18 protein-coding genes are annotated in these 21,758 nt (G+C 69.1%); 6 read left to right on the forward strand and 12 right to left on the reverse strand.

Going from position 1 to position 21,758, the window contains the following annotated elements:
- Positions 1-152 precede the first annotated feature (152 nt).
- The 3 genes from gmhB to glyQ all read right to left on the reverse strand — a co-directional run bounded on the left by gmhB (position 153) and on the right by glyQ (position 4,061).
- Positions 153-737 carry a D-glycero-beta-D-manno-heptose 1,7-bisphosphate 7-phosphatase gene (gene gmhB, locus C9J49_RS00220; protein ID WP_107181046.1) on the reverse strand — a complete coding sequence of 195 codons (585 nt, stop codon included), beginning with the start codon at positions 735-737 and terminating at the stop codon, positions 153-155.
- A 311-nt stretch (positions 738-1,048) separates the two neighbouring features.
- Positions 1,049-3,115 (reverse strand): glycine--tRNA ligase subunit beta, encoded by a 2,067-nt coding sequence (gene glyS, locus C9J49_RS00225; protein ID WP_107181047.1) that lies wholly within the window; start codon positions 3,113-3,115, stop codon positions 1,049-1,051.
- A gap of 1 nt (position 3,116) precedes the next feature.
- On the reverse strand, positions 3,117-4,061 hold the full coding sequence (gene glyQ, locus C9J49_RS00230) for a glycine--tRNA ligase subunit alpha (protein WP_107181048.1): 945 nt from the start codon (positions 4,059-4,061) through the stop codon (positions 3,117-3,119).
- Positions 4,062-4,416: 355 nt separating this feature from the next.
- On the opposite strand from glyQ, the gene rfaD reads away from it, so the two are divergent.
- Positions 4,417-5,373 carry an ADP-glyceromanno-heptose 6-epimerase gene (gene rfaD / locus C9J49_RS00235; protein WP_046078892.1) on the forward strand — a complete coding sequence of 319 codons (957 nt, stop codon included), beginning with the start codon at positions 4,417-4,419 and terminating at the stop codon, positions 5,371-5,373.
- Positions 5,366-6,379 (forward strand): lipopolysaccharide heptosyltransferase II, encoded by a 1,014-nt coding sequence (gene waaF, locus C9J49_RS00240; RefSeq protein ID WP_046078893.1) that lies wholly within the window; start codon positions 5,366-5,368, stop codon positions 6,377-6,379. The genes rfaD and waaF overlap by 8 nt, the downstream gene beginning before the upstream one ends.
- 105 nt (positions 6,380-6,484) lie before the next feature.
- Here the strand turns inward: waaF and C9J49_RS00245 are convergent, their stop codons facing one another.
- From C9J49_RS00245 to C9J49_RS00255, 3 genes are read right to left on the reverse strand one after another with little or no spacing between them, the layout of a single operon-like run.
- A complete protein-coding gene (locus C9J49_RS00245) occupies positions 6,485-8,167 on the reverse strand; it encodes a sulfatase-like hydrolase/transferase (protein ID WP_375700431.1) in 1,683 nt (560 codons plus the stop codon).
- Positions 8,145-8,912, reverse strand: a complete 768-nt coding sequence (locus C9J49_RS00250; RefSeq protein WP_046078894.1) for a glycosyltransferase family 2 protein — start codon at positions 8,910-8,912, stop codon at positions 8,145-8,147. The genes C9J49_RS00245 and C9J49_RS00250 overlap by 23 nt, the downstream gene beginning before the upstream one ends.
- Positions 8,909-9,997, reverse strand: a complete 1,089-nt coding sequence (locus tag C9J49_RS00255) for a glycosyltransferase family 9 protein (RefSeq protein ID WP_046078895.1) — start codon at positions 9,995-9,997, stop codon at positions 8,909-8,911. The genes C9J49_RS00250 and C9J49_RS00255 overlap by 4 nt, the downstream gene beginning before the upstream one ends.
- Positions 9,998-10,033: 36 nt before the next feature.
- Here C9J49_RS00255 and C9J49_RS00260 point away from each other — a divergent pair, with 36 nt between their 5' ends.
- Positions 10,034-11,155 (forward strand): glycosyltransferase family 4 protein, encoded by a 1,122-nt coding sequence (locus tag C9J49_RS00260; protein ID WP_258393706.1) that lies wholly within the window; start codon positions 10,034-10,036, stop codon positions 11,153-11,155.
- Positions 11,156-11,283: 128 nt separating this feature from the next.
- Here the strand turns inward: C9J49_RS00260 and C9J49_RS00265 are convergent, their stop codons facing one another.
- Positions 11,284-11,991: a 3-deoxy-D-manno-octulosonic acid kinase gene (locus C9J49_RS00265; RefSeq protein WP_046078897.1), complete on the reverse strand. Its 708-nt coding sequence runs from the start codon at positions 11,989-11,991 to the stop codon at positions 11,284-11,286.
- Between C9J49_RS00265 and C9J49_RS00270 the strand changes: the two genes are divergently transcribed.
- From C9J49_RS00270 to waaA, 3 genes are read left to right on the forward strand one after another with little or no spacing between them, the layout of a single operon-like run.
- Positions 11,990-13,087, forward strand: a complete 1,098-nt coding sequence (locus tag C9J49_RS00270; protein ID WP_046078898.1) for a glycosyltransferase family 9 protein — start codon at positions 11,990-11,992, stop codon at positions 13,085-13,087. The two genes, C9J49_RS00265 and C9J49_RS00270, sit on opposite strands and share 2 nt — an antisense overlap.
- Complete coding sequence (gene hldE, locus C9J49_RS00275; protein ID WP_035594610.1) at positions 13,077-14,507, forward strand: bifunctional D-glycero-beta-D-manno-heptose-7-phosphate kinase/D-glycero-beta-D-manno-heptose 1-phosphate adenylyltransferase HldE; 1,431 nt, start codon at positions 13,077-13,079, stop codon at positions 14,505-14,507. The genes C9J49_RS00270 and hldE overlap by 11 nt, the downstream gene beginning before the upstream one ends.
- Positions 14,507-15,805 (forward strand): lipid IV(A) 3-deoxy-D-manno-octulosonic acid transferase, encoded by a 1,299-nt coding sequence (waaA, locus tag C9J49_RS00280; RefSeq protein ID WP_107181050.1) that lies wholly within the window; start codon positions 14,507-14,509, stop codon positions 15,803-15,805. Before hldE ends, waaA begins: the two co-directional genes overlap by 1 nt.
- A gap of 27 nt (positions 15,806-15,832) precedes the next feature.
- Here the strand turns inward: waaA and pelG are convergent, their stop codons facing one another.
- From pelG to C9J49_RS00305, 5 genes are read right to left on the reverse strand one after another with little or no spacing between them, the layout of a single operon-like run.
- Positions 15,833-17,233, reverse strand: a complete 1,401-nt coding sequence (gene pelG, locus C9J49_RS00285) for an exopolysaccharide Pel transporter PelG (protein WP_107181051.1) — start codon at positions 17,231-17,233, stop codon at positions 15,833-15,835.
- A complete protein-coding gene (gene pelF / locus C9J49_RS00290) occupies positions 17,205-18,806 on the reverse strand; it encodes a GT4 family glycosyltransferase PelF (RefSeq protein WP_258393709.1) in 1,602 nt (533 codons plus the stop codon). The genes pelG and pelF overlap by 29 nt, the downstream gene beginning before the upstream one ends.
- Positions 18,779-19,864, reverse strand: a complete 1,086-nt coding sequence (locus C9J49_RS00295) for a HEAT repeat domain-containing protein (RefSeq protein WP_107181053.1) — start codon at positions 19,862-19,864, stop codon at positions 18,779-18,781. The genes pelF and C9J49_RS00295 overlap by 28 nt, the downstream gene beginning before the upstream one ends.
- Positions 19,851-21,212 (reverse strand): PelD GGDEF domain-containing protein, encoded by a 1,362-nt coding sequence (locus C9J49_RS00300; protein ID WP_046078903.1) that lies wholly within the window; start codon positions 21,210-21,212, stop codon positions 19,851-19,853. The genes C9J49_RS00295 and C9J49_RS00300 overlap by 14 nt, the downstream gene beginning before the upstream one ends.
- A 7-nt stretch (positions 21,213-21,219) precedes the next feature.
- Positions 21,220-21,756, reverse strand: coding sequence for a hypothetical protein (locus C9J49_RS00305; RefSeq protein ID WP_046078904.1), 537 nt, complete (start codon positions 21,754-21,756; stop codon positions 21,220-21,222).
- Positions 21,757-21,758 lie beyond the last annotated feature (2 nt).

Below are 21,758 nucleotides of genomic sequence, written 5' to 3' on the forward strand. Positions count from 1 at the left end.
TATCCCCGCCGCCAGCCACATGAAAAAGCCCGCCATCCTGGGATGGCGGGCTTTTTCTATTCAGGACCCGAGAATATCTCGATCTCTGAGGCAGGGCAGGCGAACGATGGCGGGGAGAGCGTTGCTTCGGAGGCCACGGGGGGGGGGGCGGGCTATCGGGACGCGTCGCCTACCAGCAGCCAGTCGACGAAGGCGGCCAGATCGTCGAATACCCGTGTCCGATCGTCACTGGTCCGCTCTGGGTGCCTGGCGAGGGTGCGCTCGCCCTTGCCGGTGCGCACCAGCACCGGTCGGCAGCCGACTGCTTCGCCGGCTTCCAGGTCGCGCAGGCTGTCGCCGACCATCCAGCTGCCTGCAAGGCTCTCGATCCCGAGCTCGGTACCCAGCTGCTTCAGAAGCCCGGGCAGTGGCTTGCGGCAGTCGCAGCCATCGTCGGGGCCGTGGGGGCAGTGAACGATGTGGGCGATCTCGCCGCCGGCGTCGGCGACGAGCGCATTCAGGCGCTCATGCATCGCGGCCAGGGTCGTCTCGTCGTAGTAACCGCGGGCGATCCCCGACTGGTTGGTGGCCACCGCGACCGTCCAGCCCGCTCGGGAAAGTCGGGCGATGGCGTCGATGGCCTGGGGGTAGGGCAGGAACTCGTCGAGCGACTTCACGTAGTCGTCGGAATCCTGATTGATCACGCCATCCCGGTCGAGGATGACTAACTGGGTGGCAGGCTTCTCGGCACGCGGCATGACGGCTCCGGGCAGGATGAATCGAGAGCGGAAGTGTTTCACGTGAAACAGGCGATGCCAAGCGGGCAGGTCCTGGAGAAGTGAGTGGATCGAGCCCTGGCTGGAGGAGTGTTCCACGTGAAACATCGGCGACCGGTGAGAGGTGACAAGGAGGAGGAGCAAAGGGAGAAGAGATAGTGGCGAGTCGCGGGGAGGGGAGGCTGGTCCTGAGTGCCGGCGCCGTGATCGGAGCGATGTTCCACATGAAACATCGGCACAAAAAGAAGGGCCGGCGAGTCGCCTCGCCGGCCCTTTCACGTCGCTGGCTCCGCTTAGTGCTGGAGCTCAGCGATGTCCGCGACCTCGAGGAACAGCGCCTGGAGGCTGGCCAGCAGGGCCAGGCGGTTGCGCTTCACCGCCTCGTCATCGGCCATCACCATGACGTCGTCGAAGAAGCGGTCGACCGGCTCGCGCAGGGTCGCCAGCACGTCCAGGGCATCGCTGTAGCGTGCCTCGGCGAACAGCGGGGCGACCTTCTGGTGGCAGCCGCTCAGCGCCTCGGCAAGGGCCTTCTCGGTGTCTTCCTGCAGCAGGCCGGCGTCGACCTCGACGGTCACGTCGCCGCCCTGCTTGGCGAGGATGTTGGAGACCCGCTTGTTGGCGGCGGCCAGGGCCGCGGCTTCCTCGCGGCGGGCGAAGGCGTTCACCGCCTGCAGGCGACGGGCGAAGTCCAGCGGCTTGGTGACCGGGCGGGTACGCACGGCCAGGTAGACCTCGGCGCCGATGCCTTCGTCCTGGGCCCAGGCGCGGAAGCGGTCGAGCATGTAGCCCAGCACCTCGTCGACCAGGCCGTCGGCGTAGGGCAGTTCCTGATGCTGGGCGGCGGCCAGCTCGAGCAGCTCGCGCAGGTCCAGATCCAGCTCGCCCTGGATCAGGATGTTCAGCACGCCGATGGAAGCGCGGCGCAGGGCGAACGGGTCCTTGGTGCCGGTGGGGCGCTGGCCGATGCCGAAGATGCCGGTCAGGGTGTCGAGGCGGTCGGCCAGGGCCAGGGCCTGGCCGGCGCGGGTCTGCGGGATGGCGTCGCCGGCGAAGCGCGGCAGGTACTGCTCCTCGAGTGCCTGGGCGACCTCGGCGTCTTCGCCGTCATGGGTGGCGTAGTAGCGGCCCATGATGCCCTGCAGCTCGGGGAACTCCAGCACCATCTCGGTGACCAGGTCGCACTTGGCCAGCTCGGCGGCGCGGCGAGCCTGGTGCACGTCGCCGTCGATGCGGCCGGCGATGAAGGCGGCCACGGCGGCGTTGCGGTGGGACTTGTCGCCCAGCGAGCCGAGCTTCTGCTGGAAGACCACGCTGGCGAGGCCCTCGACGCGGGCGGCCAGCGGCTGCTGGCGGTCGGTCTCGTAGAAGAAGGCGGCATCGGCCAGGCGCGGGTGGATCACCTTCTCGTTGCCGCGGATCACCTGCTCCGGCTCGGCGCTGTCGATGTTGGAGATGGTGATGAAGCCGGGCTTGAGATTGCCCTCGGCGTCCAGCAGGTGGAAGTACTTCTGGTTGGCCTTCATGGAGGAGACCAGGCACTCGGCTGGCACCTCGAGGAAACGCTCGTCGAAGCCGCCGGCCAGGGCGACCGGCCATTCCACCAGGCCGCTGACCTCGACCAGCAGCTCCTCGTCGATCACCGCCTGGGCCTCCTGGACCTCGGCCTCGGCCAGCACCTGCTCGCGGATGCGCTCGCGGCGCTTGTCGCGGTCGGCCAGCACCCAGGCCTGCTCCAGCGCCTCGAGGTAGTCGTCGGCGTGGGCCAGCTCGAGCGGCTCGGGGGCGTGGTAGCGATGGCCGCGGGTGGTGCGGCCGGAGCTCAGGCCGAGGGCGCTGGCCTCGACGACGTCGCTGCCGTAGAGCATCACCAGCCAGTGGGCGGGACGGGAGAACTCGATGCGCGAGGCGCCCCAGCGCATGTTTTTCGGCACCGGCAGGCCGGCGATGGCCTTCTCGACGATGGCGGGCAGCAGGGCGGTGGTGGCCTCGCCCTGCTGCTGCTCGCGGTAGCCGAGCCAGGTGCCCTTGTCGGTTTCGAGGTGGATCAGCTGGTCGACCTCGACACCGCAGGAGCGGGCGAAGCCCTGGGCGGCCTTGGTCGGCTCGCCGTCCTTGAAGGCGGCGGCCAGCGCGGGGCCGCGGCGCTCGACCTCACGGTCCGGCTGCTTGTCGGCAAGTGCCTCGACGCGCACGGCCAGGCGGCGCGGGGAGCCGTAGGCGGTCACCTCGCCGTGGGCGATATCGGCGTCGGCCAGCCCGCGGGACACGCCCTCGGCCAGGGCATCGGAGAGTTTGTCGATCGCGCCCGGCGGCAGTTCCTCGACGCCCAGTTCGACCAGAAAGCTATCGGCTGCCATCTCAAGCGTCTCCTTCGGCAAGCAGTTCGCGGCGCAGGGCTTCGGGGGCCAGCGGGAAGCCGGCGGCCTTGCGCGATTCGTAGTAGGCGTGGGCCACGTCACGGGCCATGGTGCGCACGCGCAGGATGTAGCGCTGGCGTTCGGTCACCGAGATGGCGTGACGGGCGTCGAGCAGGTTGAAGGTGTGCGAGGCCTTGAGCACCTGCTCGTAGGCGGGCAGCGGCAGGCCGGCCTCGATCAGCTTGCTGCATTCGCCTTCCTGATGATCGAAGGCGGCGAACAGCGCCGGCACGTCGGCGTGCTCGAAGTTGTAGGTCGACTGCTCGCGCTCGTTCTGCAGGAAGACGTCGCCGTAGGTGACCCTGGTGCCGTCGGGGGCGACGGTCCACACCAGGTCGTAGACGCTGTCGACGTCCTGGACGTACATGGCGATGCGCTCGATGCCGTAGGTCAGCTCGCCGGTGACCGGGTAGCACTCCAGGCCGCCGGCCTGCTGGAAGTAGGTGAACTGGGTCACCTCCATGCCGTTGAGCCACACTTCCCAGCCCAGGCCCCAGGCGCCGAGGGTGGGGGATTCCCAGTTGTCTTCGACGAAGCGGATGTCGTGAACCAGCGGGTCGAGGCCGAGACGCTTGAGCGAGCCCAGATAGAGCTCCTGGAGATTGGCCGGGGACGGCTTCATCACCACCTGGAACTGGTAGTAGTGCTGCAGGCGGTTGGGGTTCTCCCCGTAGCGGCCGTCGGTGGGGCGGCGGGAAGGCTGCACGTAGGCGGCGTTCCAGGTCTCGGGACCGATGGAGCGCAGGAAGGTCGCCGGGTGGAAGGTCCCGGCGCCGACCTCCATGTCCAGGGGCTGAAGGACCACGCAGCCCTGTTCGGCCCAGTACTGCTGCAGGGCCAGGATCAGGCCCTGGAAGGTTGTCACGTCTGGCGTCGACTGTGTCATTGCGGAAGCACCGTTGGCCATGAATTCACGAGCGGTCAAGTATACAATCACGGGCAGATCGGTTATAGGCGCAGCCCGGAATACCTGGGTTACAGGGCTGCGGGAAATCGCGAGGGGCGCCGGGGACAGCTCGCAGAGGAGGTCCTACGCCAGGGGTGAGGAGGATTCCTCCGAACGGGCTGGCCATGGATGGCCAGCACCGGCCCTGCAAGTGGCGCAGGATGCAAGAACGCCGCAGGGCGTCGGTAGCGCCCAGGGAAGGGGGCACAGCACCTCCTCGGAGAGCTGTCGCCGGATCAGCCCCGTTCGGAGGCACCCGGCTTGCCCGCTAGTGCCCGCATAGAGAGGAATCCCCATGATCGTAGTGACAGGCGGAGCCGGCTTCATCGGCTCGAATCTGGTCAAGGCACTCAACGAGCGCGGCCGCAACGACGTGCTGGTGGTCGACGACCTGAGCGACGGCACCAAGTTCGTCAATCTGGCCGACTGCACCCTCGGCGACTACCTGGACAAGGACGACTTCCTGGCCCGGGTGAAGGCCGCCCTCAACGGCGAGGCCTCGCACCTGCCGCCCATCGAGGCGATCTTCCACGAGGGCGCCTGCTCCGACACCACGGAGTGGGATGGCCGCTTCATGCTCGAGAACAACTTCGAGTATTCCAAGGAGCTGCTGCACTTCTGCCAGCTCAAGGGCATTCCCTTCATCTACGCCTCCTCCGCGGCTACCTACGGCGGCAGCGAGGTGTTCCGCGAGGAGCCCGAGCACGAGAAGCCGCTCAACGTCTACGGCTACTCCAAGCTGCTGTTCGACCAGTACGTGCGCGCCCGCCACGACGAATTCGAGAGCCAGGTGGTCGGCTTCCGCTACTTCAACGTCTACGGCCCCCGCGAGCAGCACAAGGGCAAGATGGCCAGCGTCGCCTACCACCACCACACCCAGATCAGCGGCGGCCAGGACCTCAAGCTGTTCGGCGCCTGGGACGGCTACGAGGCCGGCATGCAGAGCCGCGACTTCATCTACGTCGGCGACGTGGTCGACGTGAACCTGTGGTTCCTCGACCATCCCGAGGCCTCCGGCATCTTCAACCTCGGTACCGGCCGTGCCGAGCCGTTCAAGGCGATCGGCGAGGCGGTGGTCGACTACTACGGCAAGGGCAAGATCGAGTACATCGACTTCCCCGACGAGCTCAAGGGCCGCTACCAGAGCTACACCCGGGCCGACATCGCGCGGCTGCGCGAGGCCGGCTACGACCGCGAGTTCCATACCGTCGCCGAAGGCGTGAAGGCCTATCTGGAGTGGCTGAATGCCTGACCCGGGCGAGCGCATCCTGGTCGTCGGCCCGTCCTGGGTCGGCGACATGGTCATGGCCCAGAGCCTGTTCAAGACGCTCAAGGAACGCGACCCGGCGGCGACCATCGGCGTGGTGGCGCCGGCCTGGTCGCGGCCTATCCTCGAGCGGATGGAAGAGGTCGACGAGGTGGCCGCGCTGGAAGTCGGCCACGGCGAGTTCGGCTGGGCCGCGCGGCGCAGGCTGGCGGCCTCGCTGCGCGGGCGCTTCGACCGCGCCATCGTGCTGCCGCGCTCCTGGAAGTCGGCGCTGGTGCCCTTCCTGGCGCGCATCCCGCGGCGCGTCGGCTTCCACGGCGAGCAGCGCTACGGGCTGCTCAACGAGCGTCGCCGCCTCGACAAGGCCGTGCTCGACCAGACCGTGAAGCGCTTCGTGTCGCTGGGGCTGCCGGCCGGCGAGGCGGCACAGGGCGACTTCCCGGTCCCGCGCCCGGCGCTGCAGCGTGACGATGCCAATCTGGCATCGCTGCACGCCTCGCTCGGTATCGGGAGCCGCCCGGCCATCGCCATGATGCCCGGTGCCGAGTACGGCCCCGCCAAGCAGTGGCCGCTCGAGTACTTCCGCCGCCTGGCCGAGGCGCTGATCGCCGAGGGCTTCGAGGTGCGGGTGATGGGCGGCCCCAAGGACGAACCCGCCGGCGAGACCATCGCCGGCGGGCTCGAGCATGCGCATAACCTGTGCGGCAAGACGCGGCTGGCCGACGCGGTGGACCTGCTCGCCGACTGCCGCCAGGCGGTGACCAACGACTCGGGGCTGATGCACGTGGCCGCCGCCGCGGGCACCCGCATCCAGGCGATCTACGGCTCCTCGTCGCCGGCCTATACGCCGCCGCTCACCGGCGACGCCGAGATTCACTACCTGGCGCTGGACTGCTCGCCCTGCTTCGAGCGCACCTGCCCGCTGGGTCACACCAACTGCCTCAAGCAGCAGCCGCCGGAGAGGGTCCTGTCGGCCATCCTGGCCGGCTAGGCAATGCTGAAAAGTGTCTGCGCTCGGCTATACGGCGTTAAAACTCAACTCAAAGTCCTCATTTACAGCTCGTAAACTCCGGCTTTTCGTTGATTTTTGCCTTGTCTAACCTTCGCTCGCCGACTTTTCAGGCAATGCCCGCGGCTCTTCGCCGGAATGTTCCGCCCGGACCGATGCCGGCTCCGGGCGGGGCAGGTCGAGCCCCTCCCACAGCCGGCGCTGCAGGGCGGTCTCTTCCTTGAGCCGGGCATTGATCGCCTCCAGCCCGTGGCGCTCGACCAGCGTTGGTTCCCGCGACAGCAGCGAGACGCCGAGCCCCGCGCGGTGGTGCGCGATGCGAAAGCCCATGGCCTCCAGCACGGTGGGCAGCACGTCGAGCGTCGACCCCTCGCGGTCGAGACGGCGCGGAATCAGGTCGTTGTGCAGCAGCATCAAGGTATTGGCGCGGGGGCCGGCGATCAGTTGCTCCCAGGCCGAGACGCGCATGGTCAGGTGATCGCTGGCGATCACCACCAGGGTGTTGGCCAGCAGCCCCTCGGCCTCCAGCCGTTCCACCAGCCGCTTGGCCAGCCAGGCCGAGCATTCCACCGCATAGAGGATGTCCTCGCCGTCGTGATCGCCCTGGCGCGCCTCGCAGGCCCGGGCCGGGTAGCCGGCGGGCGGATGGGTGCCGAGGCTGAGCGCGATCACGCCCCAGGGGCCGCCCTCCGCCTCGCGGCGGCGGATCTCCTCCCGGGTGAAGGCATAGAGGCTGTCGTCGTACAGCCCCCAGCTGTTGAGATAGTCGGGGTCCTCGAGCCGTGGGGCCAGGGTCTCGCGGCCGCGCACCCGCGTGACGCCGTGGCCGGTATAGAAACGGCCCTTGCCGGCGAAGCGGGTGCTGGCGCCGCCGAGATAGCTCAGGGCATAGCCCTGGGCCGACAGCAGGTCGCCCAGGCAGTCGACGCCCGGCACGACCCGGTCCAGGGGCTCGAACTGGCTGTCATGCAGCAGTCCCGCCGGCATCAGCGGCGTGCCGCACTGGCTGGCGATCATCCCGGCCATGGTCCAGCCGGTGTTGTCGAGCTGGCGGATTCCCTCGAAGACCACGCCGCGTCGGCCCAGCTCGGCGAGTGGCCCGTAGGCGTCGCCGAAGCGTTCGCGGTCGGCATAGGTGCGTTCCAGGCTCTCCAGGTAGAGCACCAGCAGGTTGGGCGGATCGGCCGGCGCCGCCTGGATCACCGGCGGCACGTAGCGGCGATCCAGCCAGGCGCCGTCCTCGGTGACGAAGGCCATGCCGCGCTGGCCGAGCCCCAGCAGCATCGGATTGCCGAGCAGCAGTACCGCGGCCAGCAGGCGTTCATGGCGAGCCCAGCGGTCGTCGCGCCGCACCAGCCAGGTGAAGGCGGCCAGTACTGCCAGCATGGCGAGGGTATAGAGCACGGCGGCGACCAGCCGCTCGCCGCCGCCGTGATCGCTGATGCCGGCCTGCAGGTGGAAGAACACCGCCCCCAGGTCGACCTCGCCGAAGCTGTCGGCCAGATAGACGTAGATGCCCCACAGGCTCAGTGGCAGCAGCGACCAGGGCCAGCGGCGCCGCGGCATTGGTGCGGCCGCGTCCTCGCCCCAGCGCAGGCGATGGGCCAGCCACAGCCAGCCGGCGGCGATCGGCCACAGCGCCAGGGCCGGCAGCCGGGTCACGGTGACGGCGGCAAAGCCCAGGGCCACGCCGAGGGTCAGCAGTGCCCATCCGCGCGGCCGCTTCAGGCGGGCGGGGATGGCATCTTCAGCGTTCGTTCTGTTCCGCACGCTCGTTCTCGTAGAGCTCGTTGAGTTTGGCGTACTTCATGTAGGCGTGGAACGCCGTGGTCATGGCCACGGTGAAGCCGTCCGCGCCCTGGAAGAGGCCGCCCTTGAGGATCAGCTTGCGAAAGGTGGCGGTGGCCGCATGCAGTGCCGGCCGCACGGCCGAGGGCCGTTTGCCACGCTCCTTCATTGCCCAGGCATCGCGGCTGGAGAGCGCGTCGATGCGGCTGATCCAGTGTGACAGGTCACGATAGGTGAAGTGGCGAAGATGGGCGTCCAGATCCGTCACCGAAGGGGCCTGCACCGAGGAGTGCGCCTTCTTGGGCAGGTAGCCCGAGGTGGTGCGGTTGTAGAGCCGGGTGACCGGGTCGGGGTAGAAGCCCGCGGCGCGGATCCAGTGGCGGCCGGCAAAGTTGCGGCGCCTGAAGCGAAAGGCCTGCTGCGGATCGTCCAGCGCCAGGCCCTGGATCGCCGCGACGGCGTCGTCGTCGAGGCGCTCGTCGGCGTCCAGCGCCAGGATCCAGTCATGGGCGGCCTGGGGCACCGCGAAGGCCTTCTGCGGGCCGTCGCCGAGATAGGGCTGATGAATCACCCGGGCGCCGGCGGCCTCGGCGAGCGCCACGGTGTCGTCCTGGCTGCCGGAGTCGACGACGATCACCTCGTCGCAGACCCGATGCAGGGAGGCGATGCAGTCGGTGACGTTGTCGGCCTCGTTGAGCGTGATGATGATGCCGGAGATGGGCGTCATGGGCGGGTCTCGCTGATCGAAGGAGAGGTCAGGTGCGCGGCGATGGACTCGGCGGCGGCGGCCAGGTCGATGGCCGCCATGTCCGCCTCGTGGGCGCCCTCGGGCGGGCAGAAGGCCAGGCGCCGGGCCTCGGCGTTGCAGGTCTGCCAGCGTAGCGGCGTGGCCGAACGCCGCGCAGGATAGAAGCCGGCGGTGGGGCGGTCCAGGCAGGCGGCGACGTGCAGCGGTCCGGTGGAGCCGGCGATGAACAGGTCGGCGGCCACGAGGCTCCTGGCGAAGGCCTCGAGCCCCGGGCTCGGCGGCAGGCGCCGGGCCTCGAGTCCGGCCTCGCGCAGCGTCTCGCACAGGGCATCGGCGTTGTCGGTCTCCCCGGGGCCGGCGGTGATCACCCAGGCCGGCTTCTTGCCCGCCTCGTGCAGCCGGGCATCGACGTCGCGGGCCAGCCGCGCGTAGGCCTCGGGCGTGAGGTTGACCGCCGAGCCGCCGCTGCCGGGGTGAAGGAACAGCCACGGGCGGTCATCACCGAGCCCGGTAGCCTCGGCCACGAGTGCCCGCTGGCGGGCGTGCTCGCCATCATCCAGCGGCCAGCAGGGCGGCGCCGGCCGCGTCGGCACCGCGATGCCCAGCGCCTCGAGCAGCGCCTCGGCGAGCTCCAGGTTGTAGACGTACTCGGGTTTCTCCGAGCGCGACCTGCGCTGGGTGACGCGGCGGTTGTAGAATAGCTGGGCCCACTTGGTGGCCGGCGCCAGGCGCAGCGGAATGCCGGCGCGCCAGCCCAGCCAGCCGACGCGCGGCGTGGAGTAAAGCGTCAGCAGCGCATCGAAGCGCCCGGCCTTCAGCTCGGCCAGCAGTTCGCGTCGGCCCTCGCGGCCGGCGTTGCCGCCCGGGTCGAGGATCACCTCGTCGATCCACGGGCAGGCGCGGGCCAGCGGGGCGGTATAGCTCGGCACCAGCACGCTGACGTGGGGGCGCGGCGAGGCGGCCTTGAGGGCCGCCAGGGCCGGCCAGGCCAGCATGAAGTCGCCGAGCTTGTCGTTGCGAACCACCAGCAGGCGCGGCGGCCGTTGATCGGAGAAACTCGTCATGGGGCTCCCGAGCCCCGACACCGAATGGAGGATGCCTTGAGACCCAAGGTCATGCAGCTCTGCCTCTCGAACGGCTGGGGCGGACTGGAAATGTATCCTGCGCGGATTATACCCGAGCTGGCCCGCCAGGGGTGGGAGGCCCACGGCCTGGCGCTTGAAGGCTCGCGGGTGGCGGCGAGCCTCGAGGCCGCCGGCGTCACGCCGCTGACGGTGCCGTCCCGCGGCCAGGCGCTGTGGCGGGTCGGGCGGATCCTCGCTTACCTCAAGGCCCACGGCATCGAGGTCATCCACTGCCACAAGTCCAGCGACCTGCGCCTGGGCGCGCTGCTGGCGACCCTGCGCCCGGGGCTCAGGCTGTTCTTCACCGATCACATGGGCGTCACCCGGCCCAAGCGCGACCCCTATCACCGCTGGGCCTACGGCCGGGTCACCCGGCTGTTCTCGATCAGCGAGGCGACCCGCGCCCGCAATCTCCAGGCCTTCCCGCTGCCCGCCGAGCGCATCCGCCGGCTCTACCTCGGCATCGATCCGGCGCCCTACGTGGCCGACCTGGGCGATCACGAGCGCGCGACGCTGCGCGGCGAGCTGGGCGTGCCCGAGGGTGCGGTGGCGATCGGCCTGCCGGGGCGCATCACCCCGGGCAAGGGGCAGCGGGTGTGGGTCGAGGCGCTGGCGGCGCTCGCAGAAAACCGGCCCGATTCGGCCTGGCATGGCGTGATGATCGGCGGGCTGACGGCCGAGGAGGGCAGCAACGCGGCCTTCGTCGAGGCGCTGCGCGAGCGCGTCGAGACGCTGGGGCTCGGCTCGCGGCTCACTTTCGCCGGCTTCCGCGCCGACCTGCCGCGCTGCCTGCAGGCGCTGGACGTGGTCTGCACGCCGTCGCGCAACGAGGCCTTCGGGCTGACGGTGATCGAGGCCATGGCCGCCGGTCGGCCGGTGGTGGGCGCGTCGAGCGGAGCGATTCCGGAGCTGGTGAGTCCGGACACCGGGCGGCTGGCCGATCCCGAATCCCCCGAGGCCTGGGCCGCGGCCCTGGCCGAGCTGGTCGACGACGGCGCGCTGCGCGAGCGGCTCGGCGTGGCGGGCCGGGCGCGGGTGCTGGAGGATTTCACCTTGGCGCGCCACGTCGAGGCGCTGGTGGCGGAGTACGGTGCGTAGCAGATCCTAGTCGATGAGCGCCGGGGGTAAGGTGGAGCGAGGATTTTTTGCCAAGGAAGGCAAAAGTAGCTTACAGGGAGGTATTTACAGCGCCCTCGCGGAAGCTTGGGCGCCGGCAAAGCTCATCGCTAATCTTGAATAGAGTCATAGCCGCGACGGATGGCGTCCATGGCGGGGGCGGCGTCGAACTTGGCCAGCGAGCGGGCCAGCCGCTCGAGGTTGGCCTCCTGCCACTTGCCGGGCTGGCGCAGCCGGCAGCGGTCGAAGTCGATCAGCCACACGGCGTCGTCGCCGTCGACCAGCAGGTTGCGGGCGTTGAGGTCCACGTGGTCGAGGCCGGCGTTGTGGAAGCGGCGCACCGTGGCACCGACTCGGGCCAGCAGGGCCTCGTCGGCGTCATGGAGCCGTTCGGCCAGGGCGCGGGCGCCGTTCAGGCGCACGGTGATCAGGGCGGCCTCGTAGCTCGGGCCGTGGCGGGTCGTGACCGCCGCCACCGGCCGGGGCACCGGCAGGCCGAGCGAGAACAGGTGGCCGGTCAGGCGCAGTTCGCGGAAGGAACGGCTGCGTTCGGCGCCGGTCCACAGGTAGCGCGATTCGCTGACCCGGGCCACCAGGCCGCCGCGGCGATAGGGGCGCAGCACCCACTCGGCGTCGCCGGCGGCCAGGAACAGGCTGGCGCCGCGGCCGGGCGCCTCGCCGGTGACCAGGCCCTGCCGGCGCCAGTGGTCGGGATCGAAGGTCGACGGGCCGATTTGTGGCGCCCCATCGGCGTCACATAAACTGTCCGCATCATATAAAATGTAAACCTTTCCCGTTTGAAGCGTTGCCAATCGCATGAAGCATCCTCTGCCCGCCAGCCCCGCCCATATCGGCGTGCTGCGCCTTTCCGCCCTGGGCGATGTCTGTAACCTGGTTCCGACGATCCGCGCGCTGCAGCGTCAGTGGCCCGATGCGCGCATCACCTGGATCATCGGCAAGGGCGAGCACAGTCTACTGGCCGGCATGTCGGGGGTCGAGTTCGTCGTCTACGACAAGGCCACGGGCCTGGCGGGGATGCGCGAGCTGTGGCGGCAGCTTTCGGACACCCGCTTCGACGTGCTGCTGCACATGCAGCAGGCGCTGCGGGCCAGCGTGCTCTCCCTGGGCCTCAAGGCCGACCTGCGCGTCGGCTACGACAAGGCCCGTGCCAAGGATGCCCAGCACTGGTTCACCCACCGTCAGCTGGCGCCGCACCCCCGCGCCCATGTGCTCGAGTCGTTCCTCGACTTCGCCCGGCTGCTGGGCGTCGAGGATCTCTCGCTGGCATGGGACATGCCGATCCCCGACGCCGCCCGCGACGAGGCCGCGACGCTGACCGGCGACGCGCCCTATATCCTGATGAGCCCCTGCGCCAATCCGCGGCTGCGCAACTTCCGCAACTGGTCGGCGGAGGGCTACGCCAGCGTGGTCGAGCACGCCTGGGTCCAGCACGGCCTGAAGACGGTGCTGACCGGCGGCGGCAGCACCCAGGAGCGCGAGATGGGCAGCCGCATCCAGGCGCTGTCCCAGCCCGGCGCGGTGATCGACGCCATCGGCGGCTCCTCGCTCAAGGGCCTGCTGGCGCTGATCGACGGCGCCCGGGCGGTGGTGGCGCCGGACTCCGGTCCGGTGCACATGGCCAACGCCCTCGACACGCCGGTGGTCGGCCTGTTCGCCACCACCAACCCGGACCGGGCCGCGCCCTACTGCTGGCGCGAACACGTGGTGAACCGCTATCCCGATGCGGTGCGCCAGTTCCTGCACAAGGACCCCGAGACGCTGCCCTGGGGGCAGCGGGTCCGTCATCCCGACGCCATGTCGCTGATCCAGGCCGACGACGTCATTCGCCATCTCGAGGCGGTGCTGGACACCGCCGCGTCCCGTCAGGAAAGGGAGCCTTCCGATGAAGCTTGATCTGACCGCCCTGGAGCATTCCCGCCTGCTGGTGGTGGGCGACGTGATGCTCGACCGCTACTTCCATGGCGGCACCTCGCGCATCTCCCCCGAGGCCCCGGTGCCGGTGGTGCGGGTCGAGGAGGCCGAGGATCGCCCCGGCGGCGCCGCCAACGTGGCGCTCAACATCGCCTCGCTGGGCGCGCGGGCGGCGCTGGCCGGCCTGGTCGGCGACGACGACAACGCCGACCTGCTGAGCCGCCGCCTCGAGGATGCCGGTGTAAGCACTCACTTCGCCCGAAGCGCTGACATTCCCACCATCACCAAGCTCCGGGTGATGAGCCGCAACCAGCAGCTGATCCGCCTCGACTTCGAGCAGAGCCTCGGCGACGTGGACACCGGCCCGCTGGCGGAGAAGGTCGAGACGGCCCTGGACGCCGCCGACCTGGTGATCCTCTCCGACTACGGCAAGGGCACCCTGGCCGACGTCCAGGGGCTGATCGGCCGCGTGCGGGCCGCCGGCAAGCGGGTGCTGGTCGATCCCAAGGGCAGCGACTTCCGCAAGTACCGCGGCGCCAGCGTGATCACCCCCAACCTGGCCGAGTTCGAGGCCGTCGCCGGCCCCTGCCCGGACGATGCCACCCTGTCCGAGCGCGGCGAGGCGCTGCGCGCCGAGCTGGAGCTCGAGGCGCTGCTGATCACCCGCAGCGAGAAGGGCATGACCCTGATCCGCGAGGGCCACGAGCCGCTTCACCTGCCGACCCGCGCCCGGGAGGTGTTCGACGTCACCGGCGCCGGCGATACCGTGATCGGTGTACTGGGCCTGGCGCTGGCCGCCGGCCATGGCTTCCCCGAGGCCATGACCCTGGCCAACCTGGCCGCCGGCCTGGTGGTCGCCAAGCCCGGCACCGCCACGCTGTCCGTGGCCGAGCTCTACACCGCCCTGCACGGCGACAAGCTGGCCGAGTTCGGCGTCATCGCCGAGGCGCCGCTGATCGAGGCGGTGCGCGCCGCCCAGGCCCGTGGCGAGCGGGTGGTGATGACCAACGGCTGCTTCGACATCCTCCACGCCGGCCACGTGGCCTACCTGGAGCACGCCCGCCGGCTCGGCGACCGCCTGATCGTGGCGGTCAACGACGACGCCTCCATCGGCCGGCTCAAGGGGCCCAAGCGGCCGATCAATCCGCTGGCCCGCCGCATGCAGGTGCTGGCCGGGCTGGGCGCGGTGGATTGGGTGGTGCCCTTCGCCGAGGACACCCCGCAGCGGCTGATCGAGGCGGTGCTCCCTGACGTGCTGGTCAAGGGCGGCGACTACCGCCCCGAGGACATCGCCGGCGGCGAGGCCGTGCGCGCGGCCGGCGGCGAGGTGCGGGTGCTGGGCTTCGAGGACGGCGTGTCCACCACGGCGATGATTTCCACCATCCTCGACCGCGAGGCCTGATGGCCGGCCATCCCTGGGTGCGGCGCGGCTACTCCGCCGCGCTGCTTGCGCTGTCGCCGCTGGTCTGGCGACGGGTGTGGAAGGAGAGCCTGCCCGGGCGCTCCCGCGCCGAGCGGCTGGGGCGCATCGCCGCCTCGCCCGAGGGCGCGGACAGCCTGTGGCTGCACTGCGCCTCGGTGGGCGAGGTGCAGGCCGCCCGGCCGCTGATCGAGGCCCTGGCGCGGCGTCATCCCGACCGCCGCCTGGTGATCACCACCATGACCGCCACCGGCGCCGAGCGCGCCCATGCCGTCGCCGAACGCCTGCAGGACGAGGCGGATGTAGCCGAAGTGAGTCATCACTTCGTACCGCTGGACTTCCCCGGCGCCGCGCGGCGTTTCCTCGAGCGTCTGCGCCCCGATCTGGCCATCTTCTTCGAGACCGAGCTGTGGCCCAACCTGCTGGCCGGCTGCGAGCGGCGGGGCATTCCGGTGGCGGTGGTCAACGGCCGGCTCTCGCCGCGGGCCTTCCAGGGCTATCGCCGCCTCGGCAGGCTGATGGCCGAGGCGCTGTCTCACGCCAGCTGGCTGGGGGCCAAGTCCGAGGCCGATGCCGAGCGCTTCCGGGCGCTGGGTATGGCGGCGGAGAAGGCCGAGGTGACCGGCTCGCTGAAATTCGACCTGGCAAGAGATGACAAGGCCTTCGAGGTGAGTGAGTGCTTGCGAACCGGGTTCGGAAAGCGTCCGGTGTGGGTGGCGGGCTCCACCCACGAGGGCGAGGACGAGGCGCTGCTCGAGGCCCATGCGCGGTTGCGGGAGCGCTATCCCGAGGTGCTGCTGATCCTGGTGCCGCGCCATCCCCGGCGCTTCGAGGCGGCGGCGGAACTGTGCCGGGCCGAGGGCATGACGGTGGCCCGGCGCTCGCGGGACGAGGCGGTGACCGGCGAGACCGCGGTCTATCTGGGCGACACCATGGGCGAGCTGTCGGCGCTCTACGGCGCGGGCGATGCGGCCTTCGTCGGCGGCAGCCTGGTGCCGATCGGCGGCCACAACCTGCTGGAACCGGCCGCCATGGGCGTGCCGGTGCTGACCGGCCCCGAGCTCGCCAACTTCACCGACGTGGCCGAGGCGCTGCGCGAGCGCCAGGCGCTGGTGGAGGTCACCGATGCCGCGACGCTCGCCGATGAGCTCGTGCGCCTGTTTGGCGACGCGGCGGAGCGTGAACGTCTCGCCGCGGCCGGACATGCGGTGGTCGAGGCCAACCGTGGCGCCCTGAAGCGCACGCTGGAAGGCCTCGAACGGCTTCTTCAGACGAAGTAAGTGCTTACTCTCTTCGCGCTTCCGGCGTCAGGCGCGGCCCTGGGGCGGGCTGCAAGGCGGCTGCAGCATGAAGGTCTGATACGTGAGGCGCTGAAACTCGCGATCCAGCATGGCAAGGCCGACCAGGGAGGTGATCAGAAGTGACAGGGCATAGCCGTAGCCATAGAAGGCCGGCCCCAGCTGTTGGCTCACCATCGTCAGCCCCAGGTTGGTTCCCGCGAACAACAGGCACAGGCACAGCGCCGGCCTCAGGCGGTCGAGATAGAACAGCACGTTGAGGATCGCCATGAACAGCACCTGGATGCCTACCGCCACCAGGAAGATATTGAACAGCGGCAGATACCAGACCGAGAAGCCTAGCCAGTCGAGCAGATTCGGCCCGGCCATCAGCAGGGCCAGGATGGTGATGCCCTGAACCTTGAAGATATCGTAGATGCCGCGTCGTACGCTGGTGATCATCTGGCCGCGCAGCAGCTCGATATGGTCGAGGGTGTCGCCGCCGCGGACGGCCTCGTAATAGGCGCTGCAGCGCTCGGCGAAGTCCGTCTCCATGCGCATCAGGAACACTGCCATGCCGGGGACGATGGAGAGGTAGGCGAGGAAGAGCGGAAGGTCGTGAATCGGCGCGGCACGCAGCGGGCCGATGATGGACTCGGATGTGTCGGGATTGAACCAGAAAGCCAGCTTGTCGATCCAGATGCCCAGGTTGTAGCTCAGGCCGATCAGGATCAGCGAGAGATGGCGTTGCCCCCGACGGTGGAGGTCGAAGGCCCATAGCCGCTCGCTGGGATAGTGGCGGATCACCATGAAGAGCAGGCAGTAAAGCAGCAGGCCCTGACCCAGCACGAAACCGCCCAGCAGCCCTTCGAGGCCCAGGTCGCGCAGCAGCAGGCCCGCGCCGAGTGTGGCGCCATAGCCTAGGGCAAAGGCGCCTAGTACCTGATGGTAGGCCTTGACGCCCGCCACAAAGACAGCCACGCACCAGATGTTGCTCAGCAGCACGAAGGCGATCACCATCTCCAGTCGATAGACCACGCCGGTGCCGGCGAAGGCGGGCATCGCCGCCAGTCCCAGCGTGCCTGCCGCCAGCGTCACCAGGGTCAGTAGTCCGAAGAGATTGGGCAGCACCCGCTCGGCGTGGTGCTCGAATAGCCGATCGGCCACGAAGCGGGTGAACAGCAGCTGCACCAGGCCGGTAAATATTAGCGACGCGGCCACCAGCCAGGTCACCGAAACCAGGAACTCGGTGACGTGACCGCTGGCACCCTGCCGAGTCGAGGCCGAGATCATCCCCAGCGCCATCACGGCCAGGATCGACAAGACCCAAGGGCCGGAGCCGATGATGCCCGCGTAGCTGTAGGCACGCAGCAGCCCCAGGTAACTGTCCTGCCGCAGCAGCCTACGCAGTTCGAATCCGATCCCCGCCATCTTTGCTCGTCTCCTTCCTGTCACCGGGCAGTGCCCCGGCATCGACGTAGAGTTGCCGGTAGCGGGAGAGCATCAGCGCCTCGGTATATTCCGCCTCGACGCGGGCTATTCCCGCCTCCCGAGCCTGTTGCCAGGCCTGGTCGTCTTCCAGCAGCTCGGCCATGGCAGCCGCCGTGGCGCCGGGACTGGCGATGGGGACGATGCGCCCCGAGGGTCGCTCTGACCGACCGCTTCCCAGCACCAGTTCACGACAGGCGCCGACGTCGCTGCATACCACCGGCACTCCGGCGGCCATGGCCTCGAGCGCCACCAGGGGCTGGGCCTCGCTGATGGAGGTCAGTACCACCAGGCGGGACTGTGCGAGGATCGTCTCGGTGCGCTGGAAGCCGAGAAAACGCACCCGCGTCTCGAGGCCGAGCTGCTGCACCAGGTCGTGGCACTCGCGCGCATAGTCGGGATCCTCGCTCTCCGGCCCGACGATCCAGCCCTCGGCCTGGGGAACGCGCGACAACAGCTGGTGCATGGCGCGTATGAAGGTCTTGATGTCCTTGATGGGCGTGACTCGGCCGAGCAGCGTCACGACCTGCCGCCCTGTGCTCCCTGTGGTATCGCGCAGGGGGCGAAAGCGCTCGATGCCGATGCCGTTGGGGATCACACGGGTGCGTTCCTCGGCGGCGCCATCGAGCAGCTGACGCTGACGATTGCCTTCGTAGAGGGTGGTGATGCCGCAGGCCGAGGCGTAGGTCATGCGCCCGAGGCTCTGGAAGAAGCGAACCCACATGCGCCGCAGGTAACCGGTATGGGTCTGGAAGCCGTGGGTCAGGGGATCGGTCGGGTCGCGTATCCAGTCGGCCTGTACCAGGTCGATCTGGCGCTCCTTGGTGTAGATGCCGTGCTCGGAGACCAGCAGCGGCCGTCGGGTGATGTGGTGCGCCAGGGCTCCGAGAAAGCCGGCATAGCCGGTGGAGATGGCATGCAGACAGCGTCCCGGCGGCAGCTGCCTGGCAATGTGCGAGAGCAGAAACAGCGGGGTGTGCATGTTGCGCACCGACCAGAAGTAGTCAATGAAGGAAGGATCAGGGTAGTCGCGATGGTAGTGCTCGAGGATCTGCTCCCAGGCGGCCTGGCTGTAAAGGAAGTCGTCCTGACTCAGGCCCCCGGTACGCCCCAGCAGCCGAGCGGCCTGACACAGGGCGGCGTCCGGACTGACCTCGGGAGCGCGCAGGGTCTCATGCAGCTCGCGACTGGCTGCGAAGGCGCGCCTGTTGCCGCGCCGTTGACGCGGCGCGCCGGACCGCAGCATGTCGTCGAACAGATAGTGGCACTCGAGGTGCACCACGTTCTCCGGTCGTGCATAGAGGATCCCTTGGTAGTCGTGTCGTCGTCCGCCCAGAAAGACCAGGGCGAAGCGCAGGTCGGGCAGTCCTCGAATCAGCTGGTCGACCCAGCCGGCGACCCCGCCGCGCACCATGGGGTAGGTACCCTCGAGCAACAGGATGATGTCGGCGGGGCGCGCGCGCCGCCTGAGTGTCGGCCAGCCGTCCGTCATCGCCATGCCTCCGGGCTTTCGCATGCGGCGGTCGTGGCCGTGTTGCCCCGAGAGGCGGCGTCGACATGCCAGAAGCTGGTCACCGGATGCAAGGTGGGATCGCCGGCAGCGGCGGCACTGAGCCGGGCTAGCTGTCGGCGCACTTCCGCGAAACGTCGCTGCTGGAAGGCCAGCTCCGCGCGATGCGGTGCCAGGTCGTCGTCGTTCATCCCCAGGCGCTCGCAATACGCGAAGGCATTCTCGGCACCCGCGACATCGACCAGCGTCGCGCACAGCCTGCCGCGCTGCAGCCAGCGCTGGGCAGTTGTCCGATGCTCCAGCGCTTGGTCGATAAACGCCAGGGCTTGTTCGAGCAGATAACGCAGCGTGCTGCCCTGCGCCAGGCCCAGGTAGGCATACTCCCAGTACAGGGTCGAGATGGCCTCGGCGCGGTGGCCGGCTGGGTCGTCGCCATGTTCGATGGTCCGGGTCAAGGCGAGGAGTCGGCTATCCAGCTCGCGTTCGATGGCATTCAGCATCGAGTATGCGAGCAGGCGGACATCGTCGCTGGCATCCATCAGCCCTTGGCGTAGCAAAGGGACGGCCTGCCGCCGGGGCAGATGTCGACAGGCCAGAATCGCCTGCTGACGCTGCTGGGGATCGCCGGCTCCCGACAGCACGCTGCCCAGACCGTTGCGGAGGGTGGGGTCGTTCGCTGCCGGAAGGGGGACGGCGCGAAATGGGAGGTCGGGTATGGGAAGCGGGCGCCAGGTCTTCGGCCTGGTGCGACGAGCGCTGTGCAGGGCGGGCAGCACCCCCAGCGCGATCCCCACGGCACCGATGCCTGGCAGCAGGATCAGCGAGGCCAGCAGGAAAGCCAGCGTACCGGCCATGGGGTGTGCGATGTCCTTCGGCAGTCCCTTCCACAGGCCGACGGCGAGCAGCAGGCTGGCCATCAGGTGCTGCGGCAGGCTGCGCCACCAGAGCAGCTCGGGAGTGAGCAGCAGGTAGTAGGCGGCGATGCCCTCCAGGGTCAGCCCGGCGAGCAGGCACAGGATGACCACCGGCAGCGGAGAACGCGGTGGCGCGTCAAGCCGCCGCATGGTGGCGCTCCTGAAGGTCGAGGCCGTCTAGCAGTGCCCTGGCCGAGCGGTGGCCGTCGATGAGCCGATGGCTAAGTCGTACGCCTTCCTGGCGAGGGTCTTGTGGCAGCTGGGTCTCCAGACGCTGCCAGAGACGCTCGGCGAAGGCGGTGGCGGCCCGCTCGTCGGCCAGTGGCATCAGGATATGCAAGCAGGTCGTGTGCAGCCTCGTGCCGAACACCCATCCCTGATCCAAGGCGCGCAGCTGGGCAAAGGCTTCGTCGATGATGGTCCGACCATGCGTTTCGTCCAGTGTCGCCGGGAGTTCCAGGGTGACGAGGAGTGAGGACAGGTGGTTGCGTCGGGCCTGGGCGACCCAACGGGCCAGGCTGGCGGATAGATCGGCGGGCGAGGCATGCCCCTGACGCGCTTCAGCCCGTTGAAGCAGGTCGCCGAGCTGGGCGCCGAGCACCGCCAGCAGATGCAGTTGTCCGCGATGGAAGTCGAGAAAGGGCATTTGCGTGACCGCGACCAGGGCATGGATGCGCTCATGCACATCGATCAGTGGCACCACCGCGAGCAGCGAGCCCTGTTCGGGTAGCTGGGGATCGACGGCGTTGCCGGCATAGAGCATCTCGCGTTGCTCGAGGCAGGCGAGGATCATCGGGTCCTGGTGATCGATGCTGACCTCGCCGCCGTAGCAGACCGGTGCTTCCTTGAGGGGACGATGATGTTCGTCGAGGCGAATCAGCGCCGCCTGCTGGATACGGCCGTTGAGCGCCAGGAAGCTGAGTATCTCGCTACCGTGGTGCTGGAGCGGTGCTCCGTGCTCGGCCAGATGCTGAAAGCGCTGGGCGAGCCGATGCAGCGCATCGCGCAGCGTGAACGGATTGGCGGCCAGTCGCTCGGCCAGCTGATCGTGAGAGACGCGTAGCAGATGATAGTGTCGGACGAACTCGTCGAGCCGAGTGGCCTGATCGTGGTTGATGTTGGCCAACTGGCGCAGCCGACGTTGCCAGGTGTCGGCCATTTCGCCCGACAGCATTCCCACCAGCACCACCGCCACGGCATTGGGTAGTGCCTGCGCCTGGTCCGGCACCAGCGCCCCGGTTCGCCACCAGGTCTCGGCGCCGATCAGGGCGACGCTGATCAGGGCGCTGCCGAAGCCGAAGGCAAACCCGTAGCGAATGCCGATCAACAGCGGTCCCGCCACCAGCAGCCAGGCCGTTCCGCTCTCCAGCAGCAGTGGATCCTCGGGATGCAGGATGAAGCCGAGCGCGGGTATCGCCAGGCTGATGACCAGGGTCTCCAGTATCCGTAGCCAGCGTGGTGGCGGCTCGACCGGGATGTGCTCGAAACGCGTCGCCATATTGACCTCAGCGCTCTAGGGGAAGTTCGTCGACCAGATCGGCCATCAGTTCCTGGCCGACGCCGCTGGTGGTGCTGAATCCCCAGCCGCTGCGTGCGCCACTGGCGCTCCATAGCGTTTCGCCGCTGTTGACGTCGACCACCCGCAGGCTCAGGCCCACGGCGGGCTCGCCATCCAGGCCGGTCTTGTACTGCCATTCGTCCACGGAGCCCGTGACGCCGTAGCGGATACCTTGTTGCTGGGCCCAGTTCAGGGCCTCCTGCAGGTCATGGCCGCCGGTGAGGTCGAGCAGCCCGGAGGGAGGCTGGTGGGGGGCCTGGGTCAGCGACGTGACGCCATGCTGGTGTAGCAGGGTGGTCAGGCCGGATTCGGCGCGTCGTCCGGCCAACGGCGTTTCGGAGTGGTTGGCGATCGGCAGCAGCGCCCAGCGTGCATCGGGATCCAGGGGGGCCGAGCGGTGCACGTCGGTCACGGCGCAGCCGCCGAGCGCGAAGAGACCGATGAGCGTCGCCATGGCCAGTGAGGAAGCGAATGAACGGGACATGG

The sequence above is a fragment of the Halomonas sp. SL1 genome (genome assembly GCF_003030865.2).
In the GTDB taxonomy this organism is placed as follows: Bacteria; Pseudomonadota; Gammaproteobacteria; order Pseudomonadales; family Halomonadaceae; genus Halomonas; species Halomonas halophila.